Raw genomic sequence first — 26522 nt, 5'->3', positions numbered from 1 at the left:
TCCTTTTCTTTGCCTTTATTGCCTTGTAAGTCAAAGAAAAAATGGCAGACTACAAGGCAAAAAAAGGCTTTGCTTTGTAGGCGCCATTAGATTCAAGCTATTTCTTGAAACGGTTTCGGGTGTGCACCATACCCATCTACTATTAATTTACCACTTTATTTTTATGAGGTCAAATTTTTGAAACTTATATTTTAAAAAATACATTTATCATTAAGCAAAATTGTGTTATAATCACTATAATTCGCTCCTGTCAGTAAAGACAGAGCATCAGTAAGGAATGACATGAAAACACTACTTGTTCTATGTGAAGTTAAATATTGGCATGATTTTAGAGAGGGCTTGGCAAAAGTTGGCGTTTCTTTTCTTGGTTTTGATAAGAAAAAACCTAATCGATTTGAGATTGACCAACTTGTTGCCAAAGCTGATTTCGTCGTTATGAGAAACCGAAATGTGGCTCATCATTCAGTTCAATTTGCTAAAGAAGCTTGTAAAGCAACCGATACACCCTTTTGGATTAGTAGTAATTTCGGTTTAGAAACCATTATCAAGCAACTTTCTCAAACTTTTCCAGATGAATCTTTTGAAAGCACCGACCAAAATAAGAAAAGCAAAAGAAAAATTGAAAATAGAGTTATACCAAAGCAAAATTCTTTAGCCGAAAGTGCCCAAAGCAAAGAAAGTCAAAATTATTTAAAAGGAAAAAAGAAACATCTCCCTCTAAAATCGGCGCTAAAAGATTTCAAAATTACTGACGACGAACCAGATTTTACAAAATTATTTAAAAAATAAGCGCTGACGCATTTGTCAGTGCTTATTTTTAGTGACAGAATTTCTGTCAGAAGATAGCCGTTGGCACTTTAGCGCTTACGGATATACTCAAATGTCCATCAGTAACTTTTAAATTAATTTTTCTTTATGAATTTGTTCAAAAGTTTTTTCACCATCATTGAGTTTTTCCCAAATGACAACTTGTCCTTGTTTTCGAGATTTTGGTACATCGATAATCCGCTGATTTGATGACCCACGGAATTGGAGCATTAAGTTTTTCTTTGATAATTCAAAACGACCGTCAACTAAAATATCTAACAAATCAAGCATTTCTAATTTGTCATCTGTTTCAAGTAGCATCTCTTCCCATGTATAACCTGTCCATGACCAAATATCTTTATCCGGTAACTCACGACGAATCCGTTTGAGCAAAGGAATCAAAAATGTCGTATTCAAGAAAGGTTCCCCACCAAGAAGCGTCAGTCCTTGGACATAAGGCTGAGCAAGGTCAGCCATAATTTTATCTTCAAGCTCTTTGGTATAGGGCGTTCCATAACGAAATGACCAAGTGGCTTGATTATAGCAGCCCTCGCAATGAAACATACAACCGCTCACATAGAGTGAGCAGCGCACCCCTTCACCATCAACGAAATTGAAGGGTTTATAATCTGCAATATAATTTTGTGAGAGTTCATCAGCTCTCCATTCTCCTGGTTTTGGATTGTTCATACTTATTTCTCCGCAAAATATTTTGATTTTGCTTCGTCAACTTCGACTGAATCAATCAAATTTCCATCGTTCAAAGCTCCGACAGAACCATTCATATGTTTTACACGTGATGAAATTTCTTTGTGACGACCATGAACCATTGGACGTGCTTGCGGATTTCCAAGATATCCACAAGTTCTTTTGACAACGTCACAGGTTTTAGGATCATCATTGCCACATTGTGGACATTTAAATCCACGTTCCGTTGCCGCAAAATCTCCTTCAAAGCCACAAGCATAGCAGTGGTCAATTGGTGCATTTGTTCCAAGATATCCAATACGATCGTAGGCAAAGTCCCAGACTGCTTCAAGAGCTTTCGGATTTTGTTGAAGAACAGGATATTCACAGTAATGAATGAATCCACCATTGGCATAAACAGGATAGTCTTTTTCAAACTCTAATTTTTCAAATGGAGTTGGATTTTTACGCACATCATAATGGAAAGAATTAGTATAGTAATCTTTGTCAGTAATATCTGCAACTGAACCGAATTTTTCTTTATCCATTCGGCAGAAACGGTCAGTTAAACTTTCTGACGGTGTTGAATAAACAGAATAATGATAACCAGAGGCTTTAGACCAATCTTCACAATCTTCATGCATTCGTTTCACAATTTCAATTGTAAAAGCTTTAGCTTCAGGATTATTTTCCCAAGTTGGGCCATAAAAAGTAGTCGCCACTTCATAAAGTCCAATGTAACCTAAACTTACAGTTGCACGTTCTTTATTGTACAATTCATCAACTGAACCTTCGGCATCAAGACGTCCCAATGCACCATTCATAAAGAGAATAGGTGCATTTTTAGGTTGTGCTTCTTTAGCACGTTCAACACGAAAAGCAAGGGCATCATGAGCAATTTCAATTCTTTCATTGAAGATTTCCCAGAATTTTTCTTTATTTCCAGCGGCTTCAAGAGCAATACGTGGAAGGTTAACTGTAACAACTCCAAGATTATTACGTCCAGCAGTCACGTCATTCCCATTTTCATCTTTCCAGCCTTGCAAGAATGAACGACAACCCATTGAAGCTTTAAATGAACCTGTTAATTCAACAATTTTATCATAGCTCAAAATATCAGGGTACATCCGTTTTGTTGAACATTCAAGCGCAAGTTCTTTGATGTCATAGTTTGGTGTCCCTACTTCGAGGTTAAGACCACGTTTGAGTGTGAAAATTAATTTAGGGAAAATAGCAGTACGGTGTTCTGAACCTAAACCACCAATCCGGACATTCAAAATTGCTTTTTGAATTTCACGCGCATACCAATCGTCTCCAAGACCAAAACCAACTGTTACAAAAGGCGTTTGACCATTTGAAGTAAACAAAGTATTAATTTCATATTCTAAAGATTGCATTGCATCATAGATATCTTTGGCTGTTTTTTCACGAGCATAAGCTTCTTGTTTTTCAGCACCATCAATCCATTTTTGTGCATCTTTTAAATGTTTTTTATAATTTAATTTCGCGTAAGGCGCCAATACTTCATCGGCACGATCAAATGAACAACCACCATATTGTGAACTAGCCACATTAGCGATGATTTGACTGGCTTGCGCAGTTGCTGTTTGAATTGATTTTGGCGAATCTACTTGCGCATTTCCAAGTTTAAAACCATTTTCAAACATATTTTTAAAGTCAATCAAACAACAGTTAGCCATTGTAGTAAATGGACTATAATCAAGGTCATGATAATGAATATCACCCTTTTGGTGAGCGTTTGCCACATGTGGCGGAAGAAGTTTCAAACCAATTGCTTTGGAAACCGCACCAGCTGTCAAATCACGTTGAGTATTGAAAACGTTAGAATCTTTATTGGCATTTTCATTAACGACAGTTTGGTCGCGATTAATTAATTTTTCAATCGTGAAATTGATATCCGTTGCTTTGGTACGGGCCAAATCACGGTTAGCACGATAAGAGATATATTCTTCAGCCAATTGAGTTTCACCAGACTCAAGGAGTTCTTGCTCAACAATCGATTGAATTTCATAAATTTTGACATTTTCAGAAAAACGAGTAAAGATTTCACTGACTACTCTGTCAGTAAGTTCTGAAAGAACCGACATATCTGTCAGTTCGACTTTTTTAGCCGCTTTAGTCAAAGCATCAAAAATTTTCTCACTGTTAAATTTCACTGAGCGTCCGTCACGCTTTATCACATTAATTTCTTCTAGTGTTACATCTTGATATTTTACTTCACTTTTCATATTAACCATCCTCTTCAATTACATCATCTATTTTATCAAATTCTCGGAAATGACACAATATATAGGTTAAATTATGTAAACACACACAATATCTTGTGTTGCTTGTTTTCATTCCCTTTTCTCAATTTCGCAAAGCAAAATATAATCTCTTTGTATTTAAAATGTAATCATAGCGTCTTAAATCAGATTTTTTCTCTAAATTCTCACATTTTCTAGCTAATATAAAACATAAAATAAAAAACGTTTACAAACCGCCACATAATTGTCATCGTTTTCTTCCATTAACCGTGGTAAAATAGGGTAGTACTTATTTTATTCTGTATTTTCAGGAAAGGAATTATTTATGCCAGTTTCTCGTATTAAAGTTAAAAATAGACATTTAAAAAAGAAAGCCAAAAAACCACTGGCTTTTTATAAACCAGCGACCAAATTTGCTGGCGCTGTTCTCATTGCAGGAACTTTGACGACCACTCATGAGCTTTTGCTCCAACAAACAAGCCCAATGGTTCAGGCTGCAACCAATTCGACAGAAGCTTTTATTGAAAGTATTGCTGCATCAGCAAAACCAGTTGCCGATAGTAATGGTCTTTATCCTTCAGTTATGATTGCTCAAGCTATTTTGGAAAGTAACTGGGGTTCAAGCCAACTTTCTCGTGCCCCCTATTATAATTTATTCGGTATTCAAGGAACTTATCAAGGAAAAAGCGTTGTTTTTAAAACTCAAGAATATCTCAATGGTAAATGGGTCACAAAAGATATGCCATTTAGGGTTTATCCTTCCTTTAATCAAAGTTTCCAAGATAATGCTTATGTTTTAAAAACTACAAACTTTGGAAATGGTCCTTATTATGCTAAAGCTTGGCGAGCAAACGCGGCAACCTATCAAGCGGCAACCGCAGCCTTAACAGGAAAATATGCAACTGACCCTAATTATGGTGCTTCCCTGAATCGAATTATTTCTCAATATAATTTGACTCGTTTTGACGGTGCTTCTTCTGCTGGTACTTCTAATTCCGGTGGTTCAACAGCTACAAATACCAATAATAATTCAAATACAAGCTCAACCACTTATACAGTTAAATCTGGCGATACACTTTGGGGAATTTCGCAAAAATATGGAATTAGTGTTGCTCAAATTCAAAGCGCAAACAATCTTAAAAGTACAGTCATCTATATTGGGCAAAAGCTTGTATTGACAACTTCAAGTTCTTCGTCTAATACAAATAGTTCAACTTCTTCAGGAAATTCTGCCGGAACTACAACGCCTACTACTTCGGTCACTCCTGCCAAACCAGCTTCACAGACGACGATTAAGGTTAAATCTGGTGATACGCTTTGGGGACTCTCTGTCAAATATAAAACGACGATTGCTCAACTCAAGAGTTGGAATCATTTGAATTCTGATACAATTTTCATTGGACAAAACTTGATTGTTTCACAATCTGCCGGTTCTTCAAGTTCTTCAACAGGTTCAAGCTCAGCCTCTACGAGTTCAACTTCTAACTCTTCTGCAGCTTCAAATACCTCTATCCATAAGGTTGTTAAAGGAGATACGCTTTGGGGACTTTCACAAAAATCTGGTAGCCCAATTGCTTCAATTAAGGCTTGGAATCATTTATCAAGTGATACCATTTTAATTGGTCAATATCTTCGTATTAAATAAATTGTAATTTATAAAATAAAAAAAGAATGAAAGTTAATTCATTCTTTTTTTAATTCTTTTAAAACAGACTGAAGATGAATCGATTGAGTCGGTTCAGACATGCCAACAGTCATTTCCCAAGGTGTTGTTTCTTTTTCAAGCGCGAGTTCAAGAAAAACGCGTTGAAAAGAAGTTAATTCTTCAGAACTCATTAAATAATCAATATCTGTTTTTGAAAGTAAAATTTTGTCCCGTTGAATCGCTTTATTTAAATAACGGACCCAAAGTTCTAAATTCCATTTAGACTTTTGAGCAGCATTCAGGAGATATTCAATCCACGTCATTGCAATAACCTCAGTATTTTTGGATTTTTTCGTAAATAATTTTTTAAGGCTTCTTCGCCGTAAGCTAAACTAAAAGCCTCTAAAATGACCGCTGGGTCTGCTGAACCATCTGTATGTTTAAATCGTTCTAAGAGAGGATCTGGGCTTTCAATTTTTAATTTTTTCATTATTTTTGCGATGTCTGGAACATCTTTGGTTCGGCCAGCCTGTATTTTATCGATAAGAATAGATTCGAGTGATGACAGACCAACAGTCAAATGACTTTCCACAAAAATAATTGTTTCATCTGTTTTTGAATGAGACATGACTTCGCCGACTGCTTGACTCAACCAAGGTTCATTAGAGGTTCCGACATGAAATTCTTCACCAATTTCTTGAATGATTTTTTCAACTTTTTCGGTACTTTCATAAAAGGCATCTATATCCTCTGTTGCCTTCATTCCATAGTATTCAAGGACGAAACCACCAACACAATGTAAGTGAAGTTGCAAATTTTCTTCTGAAAGTTTTTCGTTCAAGCGGGAAAATAATTGATGATAATCCAAATTTATACCTCGCACTCACCTTCAAAATTTTTCTTATTTCTCACTCCATTATCAATTATCATACGGATTTTGTCAAGTTGAAATTACTGACAGACCTGTCAGTAACTTTTTACCAAAATTAGGCATTCGTGATTTCTATTTGACAAGAACGCATTGTTTCAAGTGCTGCCAAATGTTTTTCAGGTGAAACTCCAGCACAGCAAGAAGCATCAACACTTATTTTTACTTCTGGCGCATAGGCTTTGATTAACAAGGCATTGGAAACAACACAAATATCCGTACAAATTCCGACAAGTTCAACTTCATCATAATTTTCATCTCGAATAAATTCTGCCAATGTTCTGGAACCAAAAGTTGTTTTTTCAAAAATTTTAGCAAAGCCAACTTGAGCTTCTTTACGAATTTCCCAACCAAAAGTACCATTTTGACAATGAATAACTGGCAGATTTTTGCCTTCTTGTGTCGTTAAATAATCTTCAAAATGGGTGTCTTGGGTTGCTAGACGATTTTCTTTAGAATATTGAGAGAGTTTTTCAATAACATTTGGGATAATGGCTTGTGCTTCTTTCGTGCCCAAACTTCCATCAATAAAGTCATTTTGAAAATCAACTAAAACAAGTGCTTTTTTCATCATTTCTCCTTGATATTTGATCATTTTTCTTTATTGTAGCAAAAATCTAAAAAGCCTGTCAGCAAAATTTTACTGACAGGCCTTTTTTAAATTACTGACCAAATTCTCTGCTGTCTTTTAAGAGATGTAAACAATCTGTCAGTAAAATATGTTCATAATTATTCTTTAGAAATCAACTTCATCAGGGTTTTTAGCCAAACCAGCTTTTCCATGAAGGCTGTCAATAAAAGCAATATCTTCAATACTTAAATCAAAATCAAAGATTTCTGCATTTTCTTTAATTCTTGCAGGGGTTACTGATTTAGGAAGTGGTAAATATCCTTTGTGAAGAGACCAACGCAATACCACTTGAGCAATACTCTTGTTGTATTTACTTGCCAAGTCTGCAAGTTCTGGAACTTCAAAGATTTTACCTGTTCCAAGTGGGCTGTAAGCCTCAGTCAAGATATTGTTGTCAACATTAAAACTTACAATTTCTTCTTGTTGATCACTTGGGTTGACCATAATTTGGTTAACTGCTGGTTTAATTTCAGCAAATTTCAACAATGGTTTTAGGTGACGTGGGTGGAAGTTTGAAACACCAATTGCACGGATCTTACCAGCTTTTACGCCTGCTTCCATGGCTTTCCAAACTGCAAGATTACGTGTTTCAAAATCAGGGCGGAATGCTTTAGGATTTGGCCAATGAATGAGGTACAAATCAACATAATCAAGTCCCAATTTTTTCAAGGATTCATCCAAGGCTTTCGCAGCGTCCTCTGTTGTTCCTACACCCCAAAGTTTTGTTGTAACGAAAAGTTCCTCACGGGGAATTCCTGAATCAGCAATTGCTTGACCGACTGATTCTTCATTTTTATAAACTGCCGCTGTATCAATATGACGATATCCTGCTTCAAGTGCTGCTTTTACCGCATTATAAGCTTCTTCTCCGCTCGCAGATTGCCAAGTTCCAAAGCCAACTTTTGGAATTTTAATGCCATTGTTTAGTGTGTAAGTGTCTGTTAATGTCATGATTTTTTCTCCTTAGTAATTTTTGAAATACAACAACTCGTCATCAATGAAACTATTTGGACTTTTATATTCTTTCAATTGGAAACCATAGTTCTAACTCTTCAGGATTTTCTGCTGAAATTGATTGATGTTCTTGTACTGCTCCAACAATTTTTAAATCATTTTGAGTTAAATAATTCCACATATCTGAATAAGTCTTGTTCATTTCATAAGTTGTTGTTTCAACAACGAAATAACGAAAGCCTGGAAGTGTCCATTTAGTCCAATTTTCAGGCTTTTGCGCTGAATTTTCAACTTCAACACATGCCAGATAGAGTCCACCATTATTCCATGGTTTAAATTGCCCTGATTCATCAGACATGGCCCCCCAAATTGTGAGTGGCTGCTTAATCAAATGAATAATTTCCTCAAAAGCGTTGGTTGCTTCTTGCCAGAGTGGTGGAATCCAAATGTCAGCTTCTTGTGCTTTACCTAAGCCTTCTTTTCCAATGATGGAGAAAGATGACTTTTCAACTTCTCTGATGTTCACTTCCCCTCCTCACTCTTTTTGACAATGATGTTTCTTGCTTTTTTAAGCAATAAGGCTTCTTTTGAAACCGTTATAAAGTCATTTTACCACTTTATAATTAAAATGAAAAAATATTTCGCTCAAAAAATGATAGAATAGAATTAGAATTTAAAATAAAGGAGGAGATACTAACAAGGCTGACTTTTAACAGCTGAGTTTTGTATCCTATATCTTATGGCTGAAGTAGAATCTTTTCAATTAGACCACACAAAAGTACTTGCCCCTTATGTCCGCTTAATCGGTAGCGAAACTGGGCCTAAAGGCGATGTTATCACTAATTTTGACGTTCGTTTTGTTCAACCTAATGCGAATGCCATTGGAATGGCCGCTTTACACACTATTGAGCATAGCATGGCTAGTTTAATTCGCGATAGAATTGATGGCATGATTGACTTTTCACCTTTTGGATGTCAAACTGGTTTCCACATGATTATGTGGGGTGAACATAGTTCAGAAGAAATTGCTAAAGTAATTAAATCTTCTCTAGAAGAGCTTGCAAGTGACGAATTTGGTTGGGATAATGTCCCTGGTGTTGCTGAAAAAGAATGCGGAAATTACCGTAATCACTCACTTTTCGGTGCTAAAGAATGGTCTAAGAAAATTCTTTCTGAAGGAATTTCTACTGACCCTTACGAACGTAAAGTAATTTAAAGTTTACTCCAAAAGTTCAGCATTTTTAAATTACAAGTGCAACTTCATTTCCTTTAGTAAGGAATTTAATCGGCCAAATTTTTACTGACAGCTCTTGTCAGTAACTTTTTGACTTTTATCAGTCAAATCCACTTAGAAAGGAACTGAATTCAGTAGGCACTTTACTTACTGAAACCTAATTTATCTTATGGGAAAATATCAACTTGATAATAAAGGACAGAAATCTGTCGGAAAATTTCACGAAAAAAACTCAACGGTAGGCGGAAAAGGCATTAATACAAAAAATGCCACTCAAGCTAAAATTGAAGCCCTCCGTGCCAAAATGGAGAATAAAAAGAATGACAAAAAAGCTTAATATTGCCTATGTTGGTTTTGGTAAATCAACAAATCGCTATCATATTCCTTACGTGAAAGAACGTGAGAATATTGTGATTAAACGAATTGTCAACCGGACTTTAGGAAAACGTCCTGAACAAGCAGAATTAGAAGCAAATGGAACTTTGTTCTCCACCGACATCGCTGATATTATTAATGATGATTCAATTGATTTAGTAGTCATTGTGACTCCAGCTTTTGCTCACTATGACTATGCTAAGGAACTCCTTTCAGCTGGAAAAAATGTACTCTGTGATAAACCATTAGTCGAAACCTTGGAACAAGCTAAAGAATTGGTAGCTCTTGCCAAAGAAAAAAATCTTTTCTTCATGCCTTTCCAAAATCGACGCTTTGACAGCGACTTTTTAACCGTCAAAAAAGTGATTGAGCAAGGTTATTTGGGTGATTTGGTAGATATCACTGTCAATATGGACCACTTTAGACCTAATGATGCCAGTCAAGGTGGAAATTTTGATGGCGCTTGGTATGGTCACGGTGTTCATTTAGTGGACCAAATGGTTTCACTTTTTGGCGCTCCCAAAGAAGTTCAATATGATATTCGAGCAACAAGAGATTATGACAGTGTCGATGATTATTTTTCTGTCAATCTTCTTTATCCAAACTTGCGAGCAACTGTTGCTGCTACTGAAGTCGCTGCTCTACCACATCCAAAATGGCTTGTTTATGGTACGAGAGGAACTTTCATCAAAATGGATGTTGACCAACAAGAAAATGATTTAAAAGTTGGCATGTTCCCAGGTGATGAAGGTTTTGGGCAAGACAGTCCAGCTGATTTTGGGCAACTTACCTATTTCAATCAAAATGGTGACCGCATTGTGAAGCATATTCCAACGGTTGCTGGTGATTATGGTAGAGTTTATGATTCAGCTTATGAATCAATTATTAATGGAGCTGACAAGTTGGTTTCCGATGAACAAATTTTGGCTGTCATTAAAACTTTGGAAAATGGTTTTTCTAAATAATAATAAAAAGACTTATCAACTGATAAGTCTTTTTTTACTGACAGCCTATTTTTTCTTATTGGCTTTTTGTAATTTACTGACCAAACCTTTGAATTGACCTTCAAAAGTCAGGACATTATTGAAAATATCTTCGCCATCATTAAGCATTTTGACAGTTACCCAGCCTAAGGCTTCTGTAATTGTTGTCGCCACTGTGGCATTAATTGCTCCACCTGCAATTGTTCCCACCGCAGGAACAAATTTTAAAACATTCCCTACAAGGCTTCGACCTAAACCAACAACAACTAATTCCTTAGTGATTCCTTTTGCCAATGCTTCTGACCAAGAAGCCCCAAATATCTTATAAAGTCGCATCATCATTGTCAATTGAATCGGAACAAGCAAGACGGCATCTGAAAAGGGAATTGGTGAAAAGCCAACAATTGCCGCCGTCAAGGTAGCGAAATGAATGGTTTCATGGCATTTCCTTCGCGTTTGACTGTCCACTCCAACCAAAAATTCATCAAAGAGGTGGTCAAATTTCTGAGAATTGCTAGCTAAAAACTGCTCTGCTTTCGCTTTTGAAACAGTTAAAGAAGAACTGATTATTTTTGCGGAACGAGCAGGCATTTTTTTGAGCACTTGATTAAAAAACTCCTCAAAAGCTGCATTGCTTTCTTGATCATTTTCTTTTATTTTCTTGTCTGATTTTTTAAACATTATCGCTCCTTCTCGCCTATTTTTAACTCATTATAACAAAATAGGCGCTTAATAAACAAAAAAATCAATCAAAAAGAGACTGATTTTTTCGATATCTTATTTTGCAAATTGCGAATTATAAAGGCTGGCATATAATCCGTTTTCTTTAAGGAGACTTTCATGGTTCCCCATTTCCACAATATTTCCATTTTCCATAACCAAAATCTGATTGGCATCACGAATAGTTGATAAACGGTGAGCAACGACAAAGCTTGTCCGTCCTTTTAATAGACGATTCATCGCTGATTGAATCAGGCGCTCCGTTCTTGTATCTACACTGGATGTGGCTTCATCCAAAATCAATATTTCTGGATTTGCTAAAAAGGCACGGGCGATGGTTAATAACTGCCTTTGCCCCTGAGAAATATTGCTTGCGGCTTCATTCAAAAGGGTTTGATAACCTTGAGGTAAAGTGGTGATAAATTCATCAGCATGTGCCATTTTAGCTGCTTGAATCACTTCTTCTTGTGTTGCTTCAAGACGACCATACTGTAAATTATCCATAATTGTCCCTGAGAACAACCAGGTTTCTTGTAAAACCATTGCCATTCGTCCACGTAATTGTTCACGGTCAATTTCGCGAATGTCTTTTCCTTCAAGTAAAATTTTTCCCGAAGTGACATCGTAAAATCGTTCGAGCAAGTTAATCATTGTTGTTTTACCTGCTCCAGTTGGTCCCACAATGGCAATCATTTGCCCAACTTCAACGGAAAAATTAACATCTGTCATTAAGGACTGATTTTCATTATAAGAAAATGCGACTTGGTCAAAATTGATGAAATCAGTCTTGTCAGTCGCTCCTAAATTACTGACAGCTTTTTTTGAACTTTTGTCAGCAACTTTTTCACTGACAGGAATTCCGTCAGTCATTTCTTTTTCATCTAATACTTCAAAAATTCGTTCGGCTGACGCAACTGTAGCCTGAATGGTATTGAGCATATTCGAGATATTTGTGATTGGCTGTGCAAATTGATTGGTATATTGCAACATGGCTTGAACATCTCCGAGATTAACCGTCCCTGAAATAACTTTAAGACCACCAATTACGGCCATGGCTAAGTAATCTAAATTATTGACAAATCGCATGGTTGGATAAATCAAAGTCGATACAAATTGAGCTTTCCAAGCTGATTTATAAAAATTATCATTTCTTTTTGCGAATTCTTTTTCAGCTGAGGCTTCATGATTGAATGTTTTAATGACCGCATGTCCTGCATAATTTTCTTCAATTTGGTCATTCAATAATCCCAGATTTTTTTGTTGTTCAGCAAAGAATTTTTGCGATAAAGGTGCAACAATCCTTACCGTAATCATTGCCAAAGGAACTGTGATAAAGGCGACGAGTGCCAACTGCCAAGAGATGGTCAACATGAAATAAATAGTTCCAACAAATTGCAAGAGACTTGTGATAAGCTGAATCAAAGTTTGATTTAAAGTCCCTGAAATATTATCCATATCATTTATCATTCGACTCATGATATCCCCATTACTATGACTATCATAATATGAAACTGGCAATTTTTTCATTTTGTTTTTAAATTCACGACGTAAAGTATAAACTGTTCGTTGCGAAATGCGTGTCATAATGCTTTGTTGCAAAATCCCAGAGATAAATGAAATCAGATAAATGACCATGACATAAAGCAAAATAGATTCGACCTTAGTCATGTCAATTTGAATTGCGGTATGGTTTTTTAGACTTTTTGTTACGCCATCAAATATCACTGTGGTTGCATTTCCCAAAATTTTGGGTGCCTGAACCGACAAAATGACTGACAGCGAAGCAATTAAAATTGAAAAAAGAAGTCCCCATAAATCTCTGCGCATATATTTGAAAAGTCGAATAATCGTTGGAAAGAAATTTTGAGCTCGCCGACCTTTTTGAAAACGGTCAGCCCCTTTGCCACCTCGATTGAGATAATTTCCTCTCATCATTGGTCATCACCTCCTCTGGCGGTCAAATGTGCAATTGAAACACCCATCTTGACCAAATCATCATCCGAGAGTTGAGATTGCATTGTTTCTTGATATTGCGGACATGATTTTGCCAAACTTTCATGAGTACCAAGTCCTACGGCAATTCCATTTTCTAAAACTAAGATTTGGTCAGCTGACATAACGGTTGCGATTCTTTGAGCCACAATCACCTTGATTTTATTTTTATGTTTTTCCGAATGATTAATAGCTGTTCGTAATTGTCTGTCAGTAGCAAAGTCCAAGGCCGAAAATGAATCGTCAAATAGATAAATTTCTGCCTCTTTAATCAAGGTTCTAGCAATCGAAATTCTTTGTTTTTGACCACCAGAGAAATTTGCGCCATTTTGTTCGACCGCCAGCTCAAGTCCACCTTGTTCACGAACGAAATCAGCAGCTTGTGCAATTTCCAAAGCTTGCCACATTTCTTCATCTGTTGCATCACTTTTCCCAAATTGAAGATTCGAGCGGACAGTTCCCGAAAAAAGTTGAGCTTTTTGTTGCGTAAAAGAAACTTTTTCATGCAAGTCATACTGTGAAATTTGGCGAATATCAGTACCATCAATTGTGACACTTCCATTTGTCGGGTCAATTAATCTGGCAATCAAATTCAAAATCGTTGATTTACCAGAACCAGTCCCCCCAATAATTGCTAAGGTCTGACCAGCTGCTACATTTACTGACAAGTCACTTAGCGCTTGTCTTTTTGCTTCATCAAATTTGAAAGACACATGATTAAGAGCTAGAGAATTGCGGACAGAATTGCTTTCAGACAACTTGTCATTTCCGTCAGAGGATAGCCGTTGGCGTCTTAGCGCCTCTACGGATATGCTCGAATTTTCATCAGTAATTTTATCTTTAGATTCTAAAATTTCTCGAACTCGAACAGCTGAAACCTGAGCTCGTGGCACCATGACAGCAACTGCTGATAGTTGCATAAATGACATCAAAATCTGTGTGGCATAGGTCAAAAAGGCAACTAATGAACCCATTTCCATCATATTTTTACTGATAAGATGAGCGCCAAACCAAACAATTCCAATATTTGTAAAACTGAGAATAACTGTCATAATTGGCATTAACATCGCAATCGTCGTCAAAACCACTTGACTGGTATGTGTCAAATCACGGTTAGCCTCATCAAATTTATCAATTTCATATTGGTCTCGTCTAAAAGCACGAATCACCCGAACACCAGTCAAGCCTTGTTGAAAAATCAGATTAATTTTATCAACTTTTGTTTGCATTGACCGAAACCGTGGCATGGAAATAGCAATATTAATGACGACAGCCAAAGTTAAAATAGGCAAGGCAATCAAAAAAACCAGCAGTAAATCATGCGATAATTTCCAAGCCATGAAAATAGAACCAATGAGCATCATTGGCGCCATGAGCATCATTCGTAACATCGTTTGAAAGACATTTTGCAATTGAGTCACATCATTTGTTGTACGTGTAATTAAAGTTGCATCACCAAATTCCTGAAAATTGCGCTCGTCCATGAATAAAACTTTCTTAAATAAAACATGGCGTAATTTCAGGCCCAATCCTTGAGATTGTTTGGAAGCAAAATAAACATTTCCAATTGCCGAAAGCCAACTGGCCAGAGAAACGAAAAGCATAATTAGACCCATAAACCAGATATATTTCATATCAGATTGACCAATGCCTTTATTGATAATATCCGCTGTAATCGTTGGAAGCCAAAGATTAGTCACAACTTGAATAACTAACAAAAAAAGTGCCCAAAATACAGGCCAAAAATTTAAATATCGCCTTCCAATCGTTAGCATAATTTCCCCTTTTCTCCAGAAACTACTCTTAGTAGTTTCTCTTTATTTTTCTTAGTTTTCATTCAAATATTATAGCACTTTTATCAGAAATTAACAGAAAAGTTACTGACAGAATGATTAATTTAGTAAATAATTTTACCAAATATTTTAATCATTCTGTCAGTAACTTTTTAATGAATTTCGACCGCTGGATAGGTCTCAACGTAGCTTTCTCCTTGACTTCCTAGATAAGTGACTTTTCTTTCTGAAAAATCAGCTTCATAAGAAATCACACCAGCTTCCCAAGTGGCACTCAAGAATTCCGGAAAAGTCGTTTGTCCAGCTTGGTCAGCCCGCAAGGCCTTAATCAAATCTTCTTGGTCAAAAACTGACACCTCATGAAAACCACTCATTATTGGTGAATTGGTCACGCTAATTACGCCAGCGCTTGTCCAAAACGTGCTTTGTCCGGCAGGAAGGGTCCAAACATTTTTTAAAACTCCAGCTTCTCGCATACATTCAGCCAAGTATGGAAAACCACCTACTTTTGGACGAATTTTCTCTGCTTTTTTCATGGCGCCTTGCACAAGTTCAATTGCATTCATCTTTTGACCTCATCTTCATTTATTTTGATGATTAATTATAACAAAAATTCTAAGAAAAAAATGCTGACGTAGGACTGAAATTTTCGTCAGTAATTTTTTTATTCCCAACTTCAATACTCCCCATGGTCGCATTGAACTGACAGACTTAATCAGCATTCATATTTTTTCATAAATAATGGAATTTCTTCAATTAATCGACTTGGCAAGACCACATATGATTTCTGAGCTAAGACGCTTGCGATTAAACTATGCAAATAAGTTGCAGCAGCAACGACTTCCTCTGTTTCTCCATGAAACTGAGCTAAAAAGCCACCAACCATCCCGGCTAAAGTGTCCCCCATTCCCCCAGTTGCCTGAGCTGGACTTCCTATTTTCAAGATAAATGATTCCCGATTTGGCGCAAAAATTCGTGTTTCTGAAGATTTAGCAACGACAATCGCTCCGAGTTGATTAACAAAACCTTGAACTTCTTCTTTGGTTTGTTGACCAATTTTCAAACCAGAAAGTCGTTCCAATTCCATTTCATGAGGTGTAAAAACCGTATTTTCAGGAAATGGTAAGTCTAAATGCTCTCTAGCAAAAAGGGTCAGTGCCGAACCATCAATGACCAACTTTTGATTTTCTGTCAGTAAATTCAAAACTTCTGTCAGTACATCTAGTCTTTCTAAGCCCAATCCTGGACCAATAACAATAACATCAGCAGCTTTTGCTACTTCTCTTAGCTTTATCAAATCATCAAAATCTAAAGTCATTGCTTCTGGAAGTCTTGCCTGTAAAGCACTATGATTTTCTTTAGCCAGTGCCACAGAAACTAAGCCCGCACCTGAATAAACTGCACTTGTCGTCGCCAAAATAGCCGCACCACCATATTGACGATTACCGCCAATCACTAATAAGCGACCATAAGTTCCTTTGTAAGAAGCTTTTTTACGTTTTTTAATTACTTTTGCTAAAATTTCATCAGTCAGTTCAATCATAATGCTATTTTACCGCATTTCATATTGATTTCCAATATCAAATATCAATATTTAAAAGCCTTATCGCTCGCTGAATTTAAATTTACTATTTTTCAATACTCTTTCCCCTATTTCTGCTCACATCATGTTAAAATTAAAGCATGACAAAATCAGCTAAAACATTTGACGTTATTGTTGTTGGCGCAGGCCCTTCTGGAATGATGGCTGCCATCTCAGCCGCGCAAAATGGAGCAAAAGTCGCTCTTATTGATAAAAATAAAAAAGTCGGAAAAAAATTATTAATGACAGGTGGCGGACGCTGTAATGTGACAAATGCCCGTTCTGTTGACGAAATATTAACAAATGTTCCTGGAAATGGTCGTTTTCTTCATTCAGCCTTTTCTCAATTTTCCAACCTTGATATTATCGAATTTTTTGAAAGCAATGGTGTTAAATTAAAAGAAGAAGACCACGGGCGCATGTTCCCTATAACCGACAAATCAAAAACAATTGTTGATGCCCTCTTCAATAAAATTTTGAGCCTCCATGTTTCTTATTTTCCAAGCCAAGCGGTTGATAAGCTTCTCATTGAAAACGGAGCGGTAATTGGTCTTGAAACGGATAGCGAGAGCTTTTTAAGCCCTACAATTATCCTCTCAACAGGCGGACGCGCTTATCCTTCCACAGGTTCAACTGGTGATGGCTATCGTTTAGCACGCTCAGCAGGGCATAGTCTTTCACAACTCTATGCCACTGAATCTGCCCTGATTTCTGACGAACCATTCATTTTAGACAAAAGTCTTCAAGGCATTTCCCTACGCGAAATCAAACTCTCAGTACTCAATTCTAAGGGAAAAGCAATCATCTCTCATCAGCATGATTTATTATTTACGCATTTTGGAATTTCTGGTCCAGCTGCTCTGCGTTGTTCAAGTTTCATTAACCAACTTCTTGCTAAAGGTGAAAAAATGGTCACAGTCAGCTTAGACCAATTCCCCGAAAAAAAGTTGGGCTCTTTGAAAAATGAACTGACTAGCCTTTCTAAAACAGATAAATCAATTAAAAATGCCTTCTCAGGATTGGCCCAAGAACGTATGCTTCTATTTATCCTTGAAAAAGCTGGAATTGACCCTAGTCTTTCTGCCAAGACGCTATCTGAGCAGCAAATTGATAAAATCGCTAGTCTTTTCAAAAATTGGCAAATCACAATTAGCAAAACTTTACCAATTGAGAAATCTTTTGTAACAGGTGGCGGTGTTTCTCTCAAAGAAATAAATCCTAAAAGTATGGAGAGTAAACAAACCCAAGGTTTATTCATGACCGGTGAACTTTTAGATATTAATGGATACACTGGCGGTTATAATATTACCTGCGCCTTTGTGACAGGTTTTGTTGCTGGAAAACACGCTGCCCAAATCGCATCTTATTTCCAACAATAAGTCAGCCCTAGCTCAGGCTTGCACATTCTTTATAGAAATGGTACTATATTAAAGTACTGTTTTGCGGTGGTGGCGGAATTGGCAGACGCGCAGGATTAAGGATCCTGTCGGGAATTTTCTTGGTGCGGGTTCAAGTCCCGCCCACCGCACTAATATTAACTCGGCTAAGGCTGAGTTTTTTTATTGTCTTTTTTGGAAAACAAATAAAAAGTACCAACACTGGTACTTTTAAAATTCCTCATAATGTTCAAAAAGTACTTCTAAATCTGCTATTTCACTTAACAAAGTTTGGCCAACATTTGTATCCTTGACTCGTTTTCTTTGGTCAACTTCGGCTACCAGGCGTTTCAGGCTTATAATATCCGTCCCTTTTTCAACTGCTTCTTTAACGGTTGAAAAGGGTTGATGCGCAACCAGTTGAATGCCAAAACTATTATAAAGAAGAGTATACCCAGCAATTCCTGTTTCCTTTTGATAAGCTTTTGCAAAACCACCATCTATCACAATCAACTTTCCATCTGCCTTGATTGGATTTTCACCATTTTTTTCTTTGATAGGGGTGTGCCCATTCACCAAATGTCCCCCTTCATCTAAACCAAAGTTTTCTAAAATTTTCCTGATAATTTCAGCTTCCTCACGCAATTGATAATAAGGATTTTTCTTTTCCACATGCGTTTTCTTATCCTTGATATAATAGCGTTCAAAGGTTGTCATTGCCGTTTTACCAAATAATGAAGAGCATTCTCCCACCCAAAGATACCACATCAAATCTGTTGCTAAATCCGTCGAGTTTTCTGGATGAGCAAGACATTTTCTAACCTCTTGGTCAAAGAAATCAAGTAAATCACGGCCAGCATGAGCCTCTTTGTTAACCGTAAATGATTTAAAATCACCATTTTCATGTAAGGGAAGACAGCCATGAATCAACAAGTTTCCATTGTAAGAAAGATACATAGCTCCCTTTTCTTGTAAAAATGCAACATGACGTTTAAGTTTATCAGAACTTCTAAAATTATTTAATAAATGACTGATTATTTTTTCTTCTTCAGCGGTCAAACTTTCAGGCTGCTCAGGATTTACTGTGGGCGCTTGAAAATCAGTTAATTCATAAACTTCAGTTCCCAATTTTATTGTTTTTTCGGAAAAATCAATGAAATGAAGGACATCACGATGTTCAAGTTGAAAATCAGGTCGGCGTTTTATCAACTGACTCTCTAACTTAAATTGTAAAATGGCTGTGGCTTCTTGTAATTTATTAAGGAGCGCCTTTTCATCGTCTGACAAACGAACCCCTTCGACCAAACGTGGTTGAAAAGCCTCACTTGGCTCATAATAACGTTCAGCATACTCTAAAATCATCCGTAAATTAATCCCATAAGATTCTTCAAGAATATCGAGATTTCCATAACGGGCACAGATTCTAATTACATTCATCATGGCTAAAGGTGAACCACTAAAAGCTGCCATCCATACAATATCATGATTGCCCCATTGAACATCAACTGAGGGCATTTTTATTAAGCGGTCAATGATTTTATCTGGATAAGGTCCTCGATCATAAATATCTCCCACCACATGAAGGTGGTCAACCGTCAATCTGCGAATCGTATCTGCAAGTGCAACAATTAAGCGAGTAAATTCACCCAAATTTTGCAATTGCGAAAGGATTGAATCAAAATAATCTCTTTTATCAGTCGTCGAATCAACTTCATTGATTAACTCTTCTAAGATATATCGAAATTTTTCTGGAAAAGCTTTTCGGACTTTTGAACGAGTATATTTTTGACCGACAAATTTTACAGTCTTTAAAAGATAAACTAAATTGATTTGACAATAGTTCTCAAATTCTTCTGTCTCTTTTAGTTGACACTCAGAATCTAGTTTTTCTTGTGGATAATAAATCAAGGTTGCAAGTGATGATATTTCTGTCGCAGAAAATTCTGGAAAACAATCTCTAAGTTTTTCTTTGATACTGCCAGAACCATTTCTCAAAACATGATTAAAAGCATCATATTCACCATGCACATCACTCATAAAATGCTCTGTTGCTTTTGGTAGTTCACAAATAGCACTCAAATTAATAATTTCTGTCAGTACTGCTTCCTTTGACGAAAACTGTTTTTTTAGTAATTGATAATATTTTTTATCCATAATAAAAGTAAATGAGGTTTCGATCCCTCATTCACACTCTGCTTTCTATCTAAAAAAGTCGGGAATTATTAGACTTATTCTTGCATTTTATCATATAGAAAGCAGATAGTAAAGCGCTCACATTTGTAATTAATCATTATTTCTGTCAGTAAAATTTTTACTGACAAAAAAATCTGTCAGTAATTGACAGATTATTTTTTGATTTTAATAAATAATACTTTAAGATAATTTCCTTCTGGAAAGCTGTCAGCAATATGAAAATCAGCTGGTAATTTTTCTTCTTGGAAAACGGTAAATTTTACTCCCTTATTTTTAAGCGCTTCTTCAATCATTTGATGGAATTTTTTATCAGAAACATTTGCTGCATTTGTTGATGCAATTAATGTCCCATTATTTTCTAAAATTTCAACAGCTTCTTTAACAAGGTCGCCATAATTTTTAGCTACTGAGAATGTTTTTTTACCATTTCTGGCAAATGAAGGAGGGTCGAGGACAATCATGTCATAAGTCAATTCTTTTTTCTTAGCATAATTAAAATAACCAAAAACATCCATCACATAGATTTTTTGACTCTCTGGTTCAATTCCATTGACCAAAAATTGTTCTCTCGTTTTATCAAGCGAACGTTTCGCCAAATCGACTGACGTTGTTTGACTGCTCCCTCCAAAAGCTGCTGCAACTGAAAAAGCGCCTGTATAACTAAACATATTTAGTAAAGTTTTACCAGTTGAAAGACCGCCCGCAAGTGCCCCGCGAACATTTTTTTGGTCAAGAAAAATTCCTGTCATTAACCCTTCATTTAGATAAGTCGCATAAGTCACGCCATTTTCCATGACCAACAAAGGTTCAGCCGCTTCTTGGCCAAAAATATGTTGACTTTCTAAAGCAGCCTCAGAAAAACGAAGTTTTTCATAAGCCCCTTTAATATCTGGGAACACGACTTGAAAAGCCTTAACAATCGCTTTTTTTTGACTATATATAAATTGATTGTACCAAGAAAAGACTGCAAAACCATTATAAAAATCAATGGTTAAGCCGCCTAATCCATCTCCTTCACCATTAAAAAGACGAAAGGCGTTCGTCAATTCATCCTGATAGAAGTTCGCCCGTAAAGCGCGTGCATTGACAAATTTTTCCACATAAAAATGATGGTCAATTTTTACTGACGAAGAATCTAAAAGCCAACCCACTCCTTTATTTTGTTTTGAAAGATAACCTGTTCCAAGCGCTTGCCCTTTTTCATCAAAAAATTGTGCAAAATCATCCTCCAAGAGGGGTGAATTTAAATCTTCTGCCACCAAAAGTGGATAGCCAGCCCGCAATTTCTTTGCTGCTTTTGTCCGTACTGTAATTTTTTTCATGCTTTAATTATAACAAAAAAGTACTTTCTTTTTCTTTTAAAAACCAAAATAACCACCAGATAGACTATCCAGTAGTTATACAATCAAAAGCATATTTTTAAGTCCGACGAACATTTTTCAAAGCTAAAACATTCGCAAGATAGAGCAGAGCCGCAAAAAGTAGCATAATGAGCAAATCAAACCAGATTCCAGAGAATCCTACTCCTCTTTTAACTACCTCTTGCATGGCAGAAATTCCATAATAAACCGGAATACAATGAGCGATTGCTTGAAGAATGACAGGCATCGTATCCACAGGAATCAAACCAGAAAATAAAAATTGGGGAACAATCGCTAAAGGAATCATCTGTACAAATTGAAATTCTGTTTTTGCTAATGTGGATAAAAGTAATCCAAACAATAAAGCGATGATGGCGATAAAGAAATTAATGACAAAGACCCAACCAATATTTCCGTTATTATGAACCCCTAAAATCCAATAAGTAAAAACAACCATGAATGCTGTTTGAATCATTGCAAGAATTCCATAACTCAAAGTATAGCCCGTCACGATTTCAGTTCGTTTCACAGGAGTGACTAACATTCTCCCCAGCGTCCCTGAGGTTCGCTCGTTCACTAATGAAATACCTGAAATTAGAAGCACCAAGAAGAAAGCAAAGGCTCCAACTAAAATCGGTGCTAAATCATCAAAAGTAGCATTTGTACTACTAGGATCTCCGTACAAATAGTGACTCGTTACTTTATACTGCTCTGTATCAACCCTGAAATTTGTTGAAAAACTTTGACCTGATGTTTGAGGTAACTTACTTATCAAATTTTGCAGAGCCTGCTTAGTCTCCTCTTTAGTTGCCTTAACTTGGCTTTCTTGAATGACTTGTGTTAAAAGTAGCTTAATCGCAGAACTTGTTCCATTTGACTGATTAGCATAACTAACATCAATATTTTTTCCCGAAATACTAACAATTGCACTCAAATCTTTCTCATTCATTGTTGAGCGATTATTTTCAGAAACACTAATCACTTTCAGATGTGCTTTATCATTTGGCATATCCTTCAAAGCTCTTGTTAATTCTGTATTATCAGACTTCAAACCCACTCTATAAGCAGTATTTGACGGTACTTGAAAGAGAAAGTACATGAGCGTCAAAATAAATATTGGAGCTAAAAACATCATTGCCAGCGTCCTAGGGTCACCACGCCGTTGAAGCATAATTCGTTTAAAGATAGCAAGTGTTCTCATTTCGCTGCCCCCTTATTTTCTAACTCTAAATTTTTTCCCGCAACAATAAAGGCTTCCTCAACCGAGGCAACTTGATACTTTTCCTTAATTTCCTTTGGCGAACCTTCTGCTATAAATTTACCATTTCTAAGCATCAGTACGACATCACAACGTTCAGCTTCATCCATAACATGCGTCGTAATTAATATTGTTTTTTCTTGATTTGCTTGAGTTCGCAGCTCTTCCCAAATTTCTTGACGCAATTCTGGATCAATCCCAACAGTTGGTTCATCTAAAAGTAAAATCGGAGCATCCGTTTGCAGAGCAATAGCGAGTGATAAGCGCCTTTGCATTCCTCCTGAATAATTAGAAATTGATTGATTTAACTGCTTAGTCAGATTTACTGTAGCAGCTGCCTTATCAAGTTTTCCTTGTAAATCCTTTTTTTTGATTCCTTGCAAAGAACCAAAAAATTCTAAATTTTGTTTGCCGGTCAATTCCTTAAATAGGGCGTCTTCTTGCGCCATATAGCCTAATTTCCCTAATACTTCTCTGTCAGGAATTTTTCTTTCAAGAATCTTAACATTGCCAGAATCCAATTTTTGCATTCCAACAATGGCCTTGATAAAGGTTGACTTACCAGCTCCAGAAGGTCCAATCAAACAAATAATTTTTCCACTTTCAAATTCATAGGATAAATGGTCTAATATTGCCTTATCGCCAAATTTCACACTAATATCATTAATAGCAATCGGTGATTTCATATTATTCTCCCTCAAACAATGAATGAGTGCTCGTTCATTTTTCTTGTTGAAGTAATTTTATCACTTCAATTCATGATTGTCAAAAATTAAACTTTGAGTGTCTTTATAGTAATTTCAGTGGCAAATTCTATTTCTTCCTCTAATGACATATTGTTAATTCCCAAAACTCTTTTACCTATATAGGTCGCTAAAGGATAAAAAAGAATCTGTAGAATTTTTTCAATCGGAAGATTTTTTATTTTTTGTTCCGCTTGGAGGCGAACAATTGTTGGTAAAACTAACTGTTTGGCCTGTTGCTCGAAAAATTTTTTTAAGTCTTCAACAAAAACGGAATTAACAAGCATTTGTCCCAACATCAAGCGAATCACATTTATATTTTTATCGGCAAAATAAAAACGGTCAGCAATGGTTACCTTAACGAGCTCTTCCACGCTTTCAAATCCTTTGCCAAATGTATTATCATTAAATTGATTGGCGACAGTATCCATTGTCCCCTCAAAGATAGGTGCAAGTACCGCTACAAGAATGGCTTGTTTCGTGGGGAAAGTGTGGTAAACAGAACCAACAGAAACTCCCGCCCTTTTTGCAATTTGTTGAGAAGTTGTCGCTTCAAAGCCTTGTGATGCAAAGAGCTCTAATGACGCCTGTAAAACTTTCTTTTGCTTTTCTGTCAAATTTTCCATTTTTTTTAGGGTATCAGCATAAACCTCATTTAATGTTTGTTCTTCAGACATGATATCTCCTTTTAAACTGAATAAATGATTACTCATTCATTATAATATTTTGAAGAATGAACATCAAATAAAGTCTAATAAAGCTATATAAAAATAGCATTTTGTAGTATAATGATAAGAACTTTAAGCTTTGAGGAACTTAGCACAAATCACTTATATCTTTATAAAGGAGTTCATATGACCTGTACAACATTTCTCGTCGGTAAAAAAGCCTCATTAGATGGCACAACTTTAATTGCACGAAACGAAGATGGTGGAGATAAACCTAATCCCCAACGTTTTGTTGTCATCAATCCTGAAAATCAACCCAAGCACTATCGCTCTATCGCCACAGCTTGTGAATTTGACTTACCAGAAAATCCCCTATCATATACTTCTACACCTGATGCGGATTCAACCTATGGTATATGGGCAGCGGCTGGAATTAATAGTGAGAATGTTGCCATGACTGCGACAGAAACCTCAACAACAAATAGTCGTATCTTGGGATTGGACCCTTATGTTGAAGCAGGACTAGGTGAAGAAGACTTCACAACAATTACCCTCCCTTATATCCAGAGTGCGCGTGAGGGTGTTGAACGGATGGGGCAACTCTTAGAAAAATATGGAACTTATGAATCAAACGGAATGGCTTTTTCTGATAAAGATGAAATTTGGTGGTTAGAAACACTAGGTGGACATCAATGGGCAGCTATTCGTATCCCCGACGACGCTTATGTTATTGCTCCTAATCGTCTTAATATCGATTGGTATGATTTTGAAAGTTCTGACACGATTTATTCAACTGGTTTGAAAGAATTTATTGATAAGAACAAGCTTAATCCAGACTTTGATGGTTATAACCTTCGTCATATTTTTGGTTCAAGTACCATTAAAGACACGCGCTACAACAATCCACGCGCTTGGTATGTGCAAAACTATTTTTCTCCAGAAACCACAGGAAATGACGATCCATTTAACCAAGATTTACCTTTCATCTGCCATGCCAATCGCAAAATTTCCATTGAAGAAATTAAGTTTGTCATGTCAAGTCATTATGAAAATACAGCTTATGACCCATACAGCACAACATCAAGCGCCGCAGAACAAAAATTGATTCGACCAATTGGACTCAATCGTAATTTGGAACTTCATGTTTTACAAATTCGAGATAATATAGACAAGGAGCTTGCTGGCATTCATTGGCTTGCTTTTGGACCTAACAGTTTCAATAGCCTTGTTCCATTTTATGCTAGAGTAAGTGATACCCCTACTTGTTATCGCGATACAAAAGCCGACTTTGACCCAACCAAAATGTATTGGTTGACTACAATGACCGCTGTTCTAGGAGATAGTAATTTCCAAGCCTATGTCGATAAAAGAGACAATTTTGACCTAAACACAATGGCAAAATTAAGAGCCTTACAAAACGAAACCGACAAAGGAAGTGACCAATCACTTGAAGCAGTGAACGAAAAACTTGCACAGATTGCTCTGACTGCTCAAACTGAACTTCTTGGTAAAATGGTTATTTCTGGTTCCAATCACATGAAACTTCGCTTTGATTTTAATGATTAAAAAAATACGGATGGATTATCCGTATTTTTTAGATACTATCAATGGAGCGTCAACATCCATTGATAGAGTAGTCCAGCAATTACAGCACCAACAATTGAACCAGTTGCTGGAATCCAAGCATATCCCCAGCCGGAAGTTCCTTTATTTTTGATTGGTAAAAGGGCGTGCATTATTCTCGGACCTAGGTCACGTGCTGGATTCATCGCGTAGCCAGTTGTTGGTCCTAAAGAAAAACCAACTGCCATAATAAGAAAACCGACAATAATTGGACCAAAACCACCTTCCAGACGATAATGGCCCATTGCCATAATCAGTATCATGAGTAGCGCCCCATCAAAAGCTTCTCCTAAATAATTGGACCAAGAATGACGAATAGCGGGTGCTGTGGCAAAACTTGCCAAGATTAGAGAAGAATCTTTTGTTTCTTCCCAATGAGGATAATAATGTAACCAAACGGCAACAGCACCTAACATAGCACCTAAAAATTCGGCTACAATAAAAGCAAATGCTAAGCCAATCTTTATTTTCCCTAAGACAAGAAAACCAATGACCAAGGCTGGATTGAGATAAGCGGGTGAAAAGAAGCCAACTACCCAGACAGCGACAGCAACTGCTAAGCCCCAACCAATTGCAATAGTCACCCAACCTGCATTTTCCGATTTTGTTTTACCTAAAACATTTGCTGCGACAACCCCATTTCCTAATAATACAAGGATGAAAGTGCCCAGAAATTCTCCCAATATTTGCAATGTCATTGCT

At 36.5% G+C, this 26522-nt stretch carries 25 protein-coding genes, 1 tRNA gene and 1 riboswitch; of the genes, 8 read left to right on the top strand and 18 right to left on the bottom strand.

What is annotated here, in order from left to right; genetic code table 11:
• Positions 1–70: 70 nt before the first annotated feature.
• Positions 71–143: riboswitch (Fluoride riboswitch) on the bottom strand.
• 139 nt (positions 144–282) lie between these two features.
• On the top strand, positions 283–789 hold the full coding sequence (locus PYW37_RS01455) for a DUF2325 domain-containing protein (protein WP_025016574.1): 507 nt from the start codon (positions 283–285) through the stop codon (positions 787–789).
• Positions 790–897: 108 nt separating this feature from the next.
• On the opposite strand, the gene nrdG is transcribed toward PYW37_RS01455, so the two are convergent.
• Both nrdG and nrdD read right to left on the bottom strand, forming a co-directional pair.
• A complete protein-coding gene (nrdG, locus tag PYW37_RS01450) occupies positions 898–1503 on the bottom strand; it encodes an anaerobic ribonucleoside-triphosphate reductase activating protein (RefSeq protein WP_025016575.1) in 606 nt (201 codons plus the stop codon).
• Positions 1500–3743: an anaerobic ribonucleoside-triphosphate reductase gene (nrdD, locus tag PYW37_RS01445; protein WP_010905257.1), complete on the bottom strand. Its 2244-nt coding sequence runs from the start codon at positions 3741–3743 to the stop codon at positions 1500–1502. The genes nrdG and nrdD overlap by 4 nt, the downstream gene beginning before the upstream one ends.
• Before the next feature lie 343 nt (positions 3744–4086).
• Here nrdD and PYW37_RS01440 point away from each other — a divergent pair, with 343 nt between their 5' ends.
• Positions 4087–5406 (top strand): LysM peptidoglycan-binding domain-containing protein, encoded by a 1320-nt coding sequence (locus PYW37_RS01440; protein WP_010905256.1) that lies wholly within the window; start codon positions 4087–4089, stop codon positions 5404–5406.
• Between the two features lie 38 nt (positions 5407–5444).
• Here PYW37_RS01440 and PYW37_RS01435 read toward each other — a convergent pair whose 3' ends face one another.
• The 5 genes from PYW37_RS01435 to PYW37_RS01415 all read right to left on the bottom strand — a co-directional run bounded on the left by PYW37_RS01435 (position 5445) and on the right by PYW37_RS01415 (position 8445).
• A complete protein-coding gene (locus tag PYW37_RS01435; protein WP_023189989.1) occupies positions 5445–5729 on the bottom strand; it encodes a hypothetical protein in 285 nt (94 codons plus the stop codon).
• Positions 5726–6274 (bottom strand): DUF6036 family nucleotidyltransferase, encoded by a 549-nt coding sequence (locus tag PYW37_RS01430; RefSeq protein ID WP_003131191.1) that lies wholly within the window; start codon positions 6272–6274, stop codon positions 5726–5728. The genes PYW37_RS01435 and PYW37_RS01430 overlap by 4 nt, the downstream gene beginning before the upstream one ends.
• A gap of 118 nt (positions 6275–6392) precedes the next feature.
• Positions 6393–6905: a cysteine hydrolase family protein gene (locus tag PYW37_RS01425; protein ID WP_023189990.1), complete on the bottom strand. Its 513-nt coding sequence runs from the start codon at positions 6903–6905 to the stop codon at positions 6393–6395.
• A 165-nt stretch (positions 6906–7070) separates the two neighbouring features.
• Positions 7071–7916, bottom strand: coding sequence for an aldo/keto reductase (locus PYW37_RS01420; protein ID WP_003131189.1), 846 nt, complete (start codon positions 7914–7916; stop codon positions 7071–7073).
• A gap of 64 nt (positions 7917–7980) precedes the next feature.
• Positions 7981–8445, bottom strand: a complete 465-nt coding sequence (locus tag PYW37_RS01415; protein ID WP_025016576.1) for a GyrI-like domain-containing protein — start codon at positions 8443–8445, stop codon at positions 7981–7983.
• 213 nt (positions 8446–8658) lie between these two features.
• Here PYW37_RS01415 and PYW37_RS01410 point away from each other — a divergent pair, with 213 nt between their 5' ends.
• The 3 genes from PYW37_RS01410 to PYW37_RS01400 all read left to right on the top strand — a co-directional run bounded on the left by PYW37_RS01410 (position 8659) and on the right by PYW37_RS01400 (position 10493).
• A complete protein-coding gene (locus PYW37_RS01410) occupies positions 8659–9135 on the top strand; it encodes an S-ribosylhomocysteine lyase (protein WP_003131187.1) in 477 nt (158 codons plus the stop codon).
• 187 nt (positions 9136–9322) lie between these two features.
• Positions 9323–9490 carry a hypothetical protein gene (locus tag PYW37_RS01405; protein WP_003131184.1) on the top strand — a complete coding sequence of 56 codons (168 nt, stop codon included), beginning with the start codon at positions 9323–9325 and terminating at the stop codon, positions 9488–9490.
• A complete protein-coding gene (locus PYW37_RS01400) occupies positions 9474–10493 on the top strand; it encodes a Gfo/Idh/MocA family oxidoreductase (RefSeq protein WP_017864067.1) in 1020 nt (339 codons plus the stop codon). The genes PYW37_RS01405 and PYW37_RS01400 overlap by 17 nt, the downstream gene beginning before the upstream one ends.
• A gap of 45 nt (positions 10494–10538) precedes the next feature.
• On the opposite strand, the gene PYW37_RS01395 is transcribed toward PYW37_RS01400, so the two are convergent.
• The 5 genes from PYW37_RS01395 to PYW37_RS01375 form a co-directional block, all read right to left on the bottom strand.
• The gene (locus PYW37_RS01395; RefSeq protein WP_010905251.1) at positions 10539–11192 is read right to left on the bottom strand and encodes a YcjF family protein; all 654 of its coding nucleotides are present in this window, start codon (positions 11190–11192) and stop codon (positions 10539–10541) included.
• Positions 11193–11288: 96 nt separating this feature from the next.
• Positions 11289–13166: an ABC transporter ATP-binding protein gene (locus tag PYW37_RS01390; RefSeq protein WP_025016577.1), complete on the bottom strand. Its 1878-nt coding sequence runs from the start codon at positions 13164–13166 to the stop codon at positions 11289–11291.
• The gene (locus PYW37_RS01385; protein WP_023189994.1) at positions 13163–14998 is read right to left on the bottom strand and encodes an ABC transporter ATP-binding protein; all 1836 of its coding nucleotides are present in this window, start codon (positions 14996–14998) and stop codon (positions 13163–13165) included. Before PYW37_RS01385 ends, PYW37_RS01390 begins: the two co-directional genes overlap by 4 nt.
• 170 nt (positions 14999–15168) lie before the next feature.
• Entirely contained in the window at positions 15169–15582 is a 414-nt protein-coding gene (locus PYW37_RS01380) for a DUF1398 domain-containing protein (protein ID WP_023189995.1), read from the bottom strand.
• 149 nt (positions 15583–15731) lie between these two features.
• Positions 15732–16559, bottom strand: coding sequence for an NAD(P)H-hydrate dehydratase (locus tag PYW37_RS01375; RefSeq protein ID WP_025016578.1), 828 nt, complete (start codon positions 16557–16559; stop codon positions 15732–15734).
• A 140-nt stretch (positions 16560–16699) separates the two neighbouring features.
• On the opposite strand from PYW37_RS01375, the gene PYW37_RS01370 reads away from it, so the two are divergent.
• Together PYW37_RS01370 and PYW37_RS01365 are read left to right on the top strand one after the other, a co-directional pair.
• The gene (locus tag PYW37_RS01370; RefSeq protein WP_025016579.1) at positions 16700–17977 is read left to right on the top strand and encodes a BaiN/RdsA family NAD(P)/FAD-dependent oxidoreductase; all 1278 of its coding nucleotides are present in this window, start codon (positions 16700–16702) and stop codon (positions 17975–17977) included.
• A 63-nt stretch (positions 17978–18040) separates the two neighbouring features.
• Positions 18041–18126: transfer RNA gene (locus tag PYW37_RS01365), tRNA-Leu, on the top strand.
• Positions 18127–18205: 79 nt separating this feature from the next.
• Here PYW37_RS01365 and PYW37_RS01360 read toward each other — a convergent pair.
• From PYW37_RS01360 to PYW37_RS01340, 5 genes are all read right to left on the bottom strand, one after another.
• Positions 18206–20128, bottom strand: a complete 1923-nt coding sequence (locus PYW37_RS01360; RefSeq protein ID WP_025016580.1) for a fructose-1,6-bisphosphatase — start codon at positions 20126–20128, stop codon at positions 18206–18208.
• A gap of 191 nt (positions 20129–20319) precedes the next feature.
• Entirely contained in the window at positions 20320–21489 is a 1170-nt protein-coding gene (locus PYW37_RS01355; protein WP_025016581.1) for a class I SAM-dependent rRNA methyltransferase, read from the bottom strand.
• A 97-nt stretch (positions 21490–21586) separates the two neighbouring features.
• Complete coding sequence (locus tag PYW37_RS01350; protein WP_025016582.1) at positions 21587–22729, bottom strand: ABC transporter permease; 1143 nt, start codon at positions 22727–22729, stop codon at positions 21587–21589.
• The gene (locus PYW37_RS01345) at positions 22726–23472 is read right to left on the bottom strand and encodes an ABC transporter ATP-binding protein (protein WP_023190002.1); all 747 of its coding nucleotides are present in this window, start codon (positions 23470–23472) and stop codon (positions 22726–22728) included. Before PYW37_RS01345 ends, PYW37_RS01350 begins: the two co-directional genes overlap by 4 nt.
• Before the next feature lie 86 nt (positions 23473–23558).
• Positions 23559–24206, bottom strand: coding sequence for a TetR/AcrR family transcriptional regulator (locus tag PYW37_RS01340; protein ID WP_025016583.1), 648 nt, complete (start codon positions 24204–24206; stop codon positions 23559–23561).
• A 177-nt stretch (positions 24207–24383) separates the two neighbouring features.
• Between PYW37_RS01340 and PYW37_RS01335 the strand changes: the two genes are divergently transcribed.
• Positions 24384–25763 carry a C69 family dipeptidase gene (locus PYW37_RS01335; protein WP_023190004.1) on the top strand — a complete coding sequence of 460 codons (1380 nt, stop codon included), beginning with the start codon at positions 24384–24386 and terminating at the stop codon, positions 25761–25763.
• A 38-nt stretch (positions 25764–25801) separates the two neighbouring features.
• Here PYW37_RS01335 and PYW37_RS01330 read toward each other — a convergent pair whose 3' ends face one another.
• Entirely contained in the window at positions 25802–26518 is a 717-nt protein-coding gene (locus PYW37_RS01330) for an MIP/aquaporin family protein (protein ID WP_017864058.1), read from the bottom strand.
• Positions 26519–26522 lie beyond the last annotated feature (4 nt).

Source organism: Lactococcus lactis, assembly GCF_029023865.1.
Taxonomy (GTDB): domain Bacteria; phylum Bacillota; class Bacilli; order Lactobacillales; family Streptococcaceae; genus Lactococcus; species Lactococcus lactis.
This window is presented reverse-complemented; position numbering and strand designations above follow the sequence as displayed.